2 pseudogenes are annotated in these 2,784 nt (G+C 74.2%); one reads left to right on the top strand and one right to left on the bottom strand.

The window, feature by feature from the left end:
• Positions 1-881, bottom strand: a pseudogene (locus GJ633_RS15555) (tRNA-intron lyase); the annotation flags it as partial.
• Positions 882-972: 91 nt separating this feature from the next.
• Here GJ633_RS15555 and GJ633_RS15560 point away from each other — a divergent pair.
• A pseudogene (locus GJ633_RS15560) lies at positions 973-2,784 on the top strand (AAA family ATPase); the annotation flags it as partial.

Consider the following 2,784-nt stretch of genomic DNA (forward strand, 5'->3'; position numbering starts at 1 on the left):
GCGCAGGCGCTCGTACGCCACGAGCCGGCGGTCGAAGCGGCTCGCCCTCGACCGCCCGTCCGCGGGCGACGATCGGCGGCCGCGGGACCGTCCGGCGCCGTGCCGCCGCGGCCGTCGGCGCCCGCCGCGTCCACCGACGCCGACAGCGACAGCCGGTCGTCGGCCGCCAGCGCCGCGGCCTCGACGAGCGAGAGCTGGAGGGCGCCCTCGACCGCGGCCGCTCGACCGGAGAGCGGCTGGCCGTAGAAGCCGCGCTCGTAGAGGGCTTCGGGGGCGTCCCAGACGACGACGCGGTCGGCGAGGAGCACGCCACGAAGGTCGGTGGGCGGCTCGTAGTCGGTCGCACCGTCGATGCGCCCCTCCGTGGCCGCGAAGTACGTGATGTCGCTCTCCTCGTCGACGACCGCGAGGGTGCGCCCCGCGAGCCCGGCCGCCGGGATCGACTCGCGCTCGCCGACCACCTGGACCGGGTACTTCACGTCACCGGTGTCCGGGGTCGAGCCGCGCTCGTAGGCGACGAAGTCGACCGCGTCGGCGACGGCGGCGTCGCCGCCGGGCCACGGGTCACGGGCCGGCGAGAGGTAGAAGCCGCGGTCGCGGAGGTCGGCGTACACCAGATATCGCACCGCGAACCGATCGGCGGCGGCCGCGCTCGCCACGAAGAAGCGCTCGAAGCCGACCTCGGTGTCGGCGGGGGCGTCGTCGTCGAGGACGACGCCCGACAGGTCCCCGCGAAAGAGGAGGTGGGCGGCCTCGACCCGCGAGAGCGCGATCTCGTCGCCCTCCAGCGGTCGGCCGTACCCTCTGGAGTCGTAGAAACGCTGGCGGGCGTCCCCGCCGACGCGGACCGCGTTGCCGCGCAGGTGTCCCGTCGGTTGCATACCTCCGAGGGGGGCCGGCCGAGGGAAGGGGGTTGCGGTCGGCGGCGCGGTCGCGGACAAGGGTAAAGGGTCGGCGGCGAGAACGACGCGCATGAACGAGAGCGCAGGGCTCCGGCTCACGGTGCGCGCCGCCGAGAAGCGGGACGCGGGGCGGGGTATCGCCCGGCTCCCCGAGTCCGCCCGCAAGCGGCTCGGGCTCCTCAGCGGCGACACCGTCGAGGTCCGCGGCGATCGGAGCGCGGTCGCGAAGGTGTGGCCCGGCGGCGCCGACGCCCAGGAGGGCTCGGTCCTCATCGACGCCGACACCCGCGCGAACGCCGGCGTGAAGGTCGGCGACACGGTCACGGTCGCACCCGTCGACGTCTCGACGCCGACCGCGTCGTCCTCGTGGCGCCGGAAGGGCTCGCCGACGTCGACGTCGACAGAGAGGTGGTCGAGCGCGCGCTCGCCCGCGACCTCCGCGACCGACCCGTGGCCGCGGGCGAGGCGGTCCACGTCGAGCGGCTCGGCGGGATCCGGTTCGTCGTGGACGAGACCGCCCCCACCGGTACGGTCAGGATCACCGAGCGGACGGACGTCTCGGTGACCTACGCGGGAGGGAACGGCGGCGGTCGGTCGGCCGGTACTGGCGGGTCGACGGCGGGATCGTCGACTGACGCCGGCGGATCCGGAGGGCTCGACGACGCCGACGTGTCTACCCGGTCGGGTCGTCCGGGCACCGACGGTCGGCCACCGGGCACCGACGGCCGTCACGCGGGCGGCGAGTCGCCGCCAGAAGACCACACCGCGGGCGCGACCTACGAGGACATCGGCGGGCTCGACGAGGAGCTGGAGCTGGTCCGCGAGACGATCGAACTCCCCCTCTCGGAGCCGGGGGTGTTCGCCCGGCTCGGGATCGACCCGCCGAAGGGGGTGCTCCTCCACGGGCCGCCGGGCACCGGGAAGACGCTCATCGCCCGCGCCGTCGCCAACGAGGTCGACGCGACGTTCATCACCGTTGACGGGCCGGAGATCATGTCGAAGTACAAGGGAGAAAGCGAGGAGCGGCTCCGCGAGGTGTTCGACCGCGCGGCCGAGGACGCCCCGGCGATCGTGTTCTTCGACGAGCTCGACTCGATCGCGGGTAAGCGCGACGACGGCGGCGACGTGGAGAACCGGGTCGTCGGCCAGCTGCTCTCGCTGATGGACGGGCTCGACGCCCGCGGCGACGTGATCGTGATCGGGGCGACGAACCGCGTGGACACCATCGACCCGGCGCTCCGGCGGGGCGGCCGCTTCGACCGCGAGATCGAGATCGGCGTCCCCGGCGAGGCCGGCCGCCGACAGATACTCGACGTCCACACGCGCCGGATGCCGCTTTCCGACGACGTCGACCTCGACCGGATCGCGGCCCGGACTCACGGGTTCGTCGGCGCCGACATCGAGGGGCTCACCCAGGAGGCGGCGCTGACGGCGCTACGGCGTGCCCGCGAAGACGACGCCGCGGCGCTCGACGACGTGCGGGTCACGCGGGCGGACTTCGAGGCGGCCCACGCCGCCGTCGAGCCGAGCGCGATGCGCGAGTACGTCGCCGAGCAGCCGACGACGGACTTCGGTGCGTCGGCGGGCTCGCCGACGCGAAAGCGAAGCTCGAGCGCGCCGTGACGTGGCCGCTCTCGTACGGCCCGCTGTTCGAGGCCGCCGGCACCGACCCGCCGACCGGTATCCTGTTGCACGGCCCGCCGGGCACCGGGAAGACACTGCTCGCGCGGGCTATCGCCGGCGAGAGCGGCGTCAACTTCATTCAGGTGGCGGGGCCGGAGCTGCTCGACCGGTACGTCGGCGAGTCGGAGAAGGCGGTTCGCGACCTCTTCGACCGGGCGCGACAGGCGCGCCCGCGATCGTGTTCTTCGACGAGATCGAC

The sequence above is a fragment of the Halorubrum sp. CBA1125 genome, from assembly GCF_009742825.1.
In the GTDB taxonomy this organism is placed as follows: domain Archaea; phylum Halobacteriota; class Halobacteria; order Halobacteriales; family Haloferacaceae; genus Halorubrum.